Consider the following 3,177-nt stretch of genomic DNA (forward strand, 5'->3'; position numbering starts at 1 on the left):
CTGACGGATGAATATAATGCGTGGGATTATCCTGATCTGAATACCTAGCGGCTCCTTCTTTTTCCTTTATACATCGTTAGAAATTTCGCCGAATTTCAGTCACGTATTATAATATGCGTTCCTTCATTTGGCTTTTTTCCGCCTCGTCTAAAGAAAAAATACTGCACCTTATCTTTGCACGCGTTGTCTCGCTTTACTATACGTCGTTGCGTCTAAAATTTGCTCAGTCACGTATTGCACATGCGCTCCCATCGCAAATTTCATCCGCGCCTCGTCTGGCCTTGCGATACTGCCGCTTGCATTCTTTCGCTCAAATTTAAATTCGCCGAGATTTCGTGAAAAATGCTTTTGCCTTATTTCCGTAGAGCAGTATTTCCTAGCATCGCCATATTTAGTGCTTTAAAATTTTACTCGGTCACTACTCATATACGGTATCACCATCGTAAAATTTTAAGTCGCTCGGTCTGGCCTCGTGATACTGCTGCCTGTGTTTTGCGCTAAAATTTAACCTCGATCGCGCGCTGTTTTTTCAAATCATAATATGCATGAGTAGATAAAAAGTACGCCGAATATGAGATAAATTTATAAATTGATTGGAGATAGAATTTTAAAATTATATTGCGAACTGCGCAAAGAGGATCATGGGAGCAGATCCACCAAAATTTCAGACGGGGCCTGCTAAATTTCAGAGCGCCGTGGAATTTCAAAATTTAAAGTTGCGGGCGAGCAAGGTACCCATCCGCGCATTTTAAGCCTGCGAAAGCAAACGCCTGCTAAATCTGAAAACAAGCGAGCTCGGGTGTTAGCTCAGCTTATATGAGCGGTGCGTAGATCGCTGCGCTAAGATGAAATTTTACGGCGCAAAACGGTAGCACAATTAAAGCCCCCGAGCATACCACTACTCGCATAAAGCACTGATGGTCGCGTCCGATATAGGTCTATGATAGTTGCGCTCCGCCTTAAGGCTGCGTCGAAGGTAAAATTTCGCCCCATTTGCGCGATCCTGCTTGCGGCGATTTTGTCCGTGAATGTAAATCAAAGCGATAACGCTGCATGTGTGCTTTCTCTACGAAAGAATAGATCTCTAGTAAAACGATAGGCGCGGCATCATGAGCGCGTTTTAAGTTATGTTTTGAATTTTTAAATTTAATTGAAATTTTTTGATCTAACTTTGCGACCGGCAGGAGTTAAACTTATGGGTTGAAATTTTATTTGAAGCTAGAATGTGAGTTTAAATTTCGACTCGTAAAGCGGGTTAAATTTAAGCGCCGTCTTAAAATTTAAAGAAGCGCCGAGGGTTAGCGATAAAGCTATCGCCGCACCCTAGCGCTCGTTAAGCTTAGCCGTTGCGCTTTTTGATGATCTCTTCGCCAACGTTTTTAGGAACCTCGTCGTAGTGATCAAATTCCATCGAATAGGTCGCGCGACCCTGCGTCTGAGAGCGCAGATCGGTCGAGTAACCGAACATCTCAGAAAGTGGGCAAAATGCGTCAATGATCTTGTTACCGCCACGCTCGCTCATGTTATTGACCTGTCCGCGGCGCTTGTTTAGATCGCCGATGACGTCGCCCATATACTCCTCAGGGGTTTCTACCTCGACCTTCATCATAGGCTCCAAGATTACGGCGCCTGCTTTTCTAGCGCCCTCTTTAAAGCCCATAGAAGCGGCGAGTTTGAACGCCATTTCGGAGCTATCGACTTCGTGGTAGCTTCCGTCATAGACCGTTACGCGCACATCCTCGACCGGATAGCCCGCCAAAACGCCGTTTTGCATCGCCTCTTGGCAGCCCTTATCGACTGCAGGTATGTATTCTTTTGGAATCGCGCCGCCTTTGATATCGTTTACGAACTCATATCCAGTGCCTGGCTCCAAAGGCTCTAGGCGCAAAAATACGTGACCGTATTGACCGCGACCGCCCGATTGCTTGGCGTATTTGTACTCCTGCTCGACCGTTTTACGGATAGTCTCGCGATATGCGACCTGCGGCTGTCCGACCTCGGCCTCTACTTTAAATTCTCTAAGCATTCTATCTACGATGATCTCAAGGTGCAATTCGCCCATTCCCGAAATGATCGTCTGTCCACTCTCTTCGTCGGTCGCAACCCTGAAGCTCGGATCTTCTTGCGCCAATTTTTGAAGCGCAATACCCATTTTTTCTTGATCGGCTTTGGTTTTAGGCTCTACAGCTACGCTGATAACGGGATCAGGAAATTCCATACGCTCTAAAATTACTTTATCTTTTTCGCTAGCTAGAGTATCGCCAGTAAGAGTGTCTTTAAGACCCACAACGGCGCCGATCTCGCCCGCATATAGCTCTTTGATCTCTTCGCGTTTATTCGAGTGCATCCTTAGCAAGCGGCCGATGCGCTCTTTTTTACCCTTGCCGGTGTTTACGACGTAGCTACCGCTTTCCAAAACGCCGCGATAAACGCGCACGAAGGTAAGCTGTCCTACGAACGGATCGGTCATAATCTTAAATCCAAGACCCGCGAACTCACCCTCGTCGGTAGAGCTTACATGAACCTCGCTACCATCCTCATACTGACCCTTAATCGCAGGCACTTCATCAGGCGCAGGTAGATAATCTACGACCGCATCTAGCAAAGGCTGCACGCCCTTGTTTTTAAATGCGGTGCCACATAGCATAGGAAAAAAGCTTAGACTTAAGCAACCTTTCTTGATACCTTTTTTGATTTCCTCCACACTTAGCTCTTCGCCGTTAAAATACTTCTCCATCAAAGCTTCATCAGTCTCTGCTACCGCCTCAATCATCTTGTCGCGATACTCTTGCGCTTTTTCTCGTAATTCAGCAGGAATTTCAACGATCTCGGGAGCAGAAGGACCCTTGCTATCATCCCAAACGAGCGCCTTCATAGTAACTAAATCGATAACGCCCTTGAAATCGTCCTCTGCGCCGATCGGAATTTGAATCGGAACCGGATGAGCTTTGAGCCTATCTTTTACCTGCTGTTCGACATTATAAAAATTTGCGCCGACGCGGTCCATTTTATTTACGAAAATAATGCGCGGAACATGGTATTTATTCGCTTGACGCCAAACGGTCTCGCTTTGAGGCTGAACGCCTCCTACAGAGCAAAATACTGCTACCGCACCATCTAAAACGCGCATCGAGCGCTCGACTTCGATAGTAAAGTCAACGTGGCCCGGGGTATCGA

1 protein-coding gene is annotated in these 3,177 nt (G+C 46.5%); it reads right to left on the reverse strand.

What is annotated here, in order from left to right:
• Positions 1–1,339: 1,339 nt before the first annotated feature.
• Positions 1,340–3,177, reverse strand: a 1,838-nt coding sequence (gene fusA, locus Q0256_RS04785) for an elongation factor G (protein WP_297960569.1), incomplete at its 5' end; no start/stop codon positions are given.

Source organism: uncultured Campylobacter sp. (assembly GCF_937949835.1).
Taxonomy (GTDB): Bacteria; Campylobacterota; Campylobacteria; order Campylobacterales; family Campylobacteraceae; genus Campylobacter_B.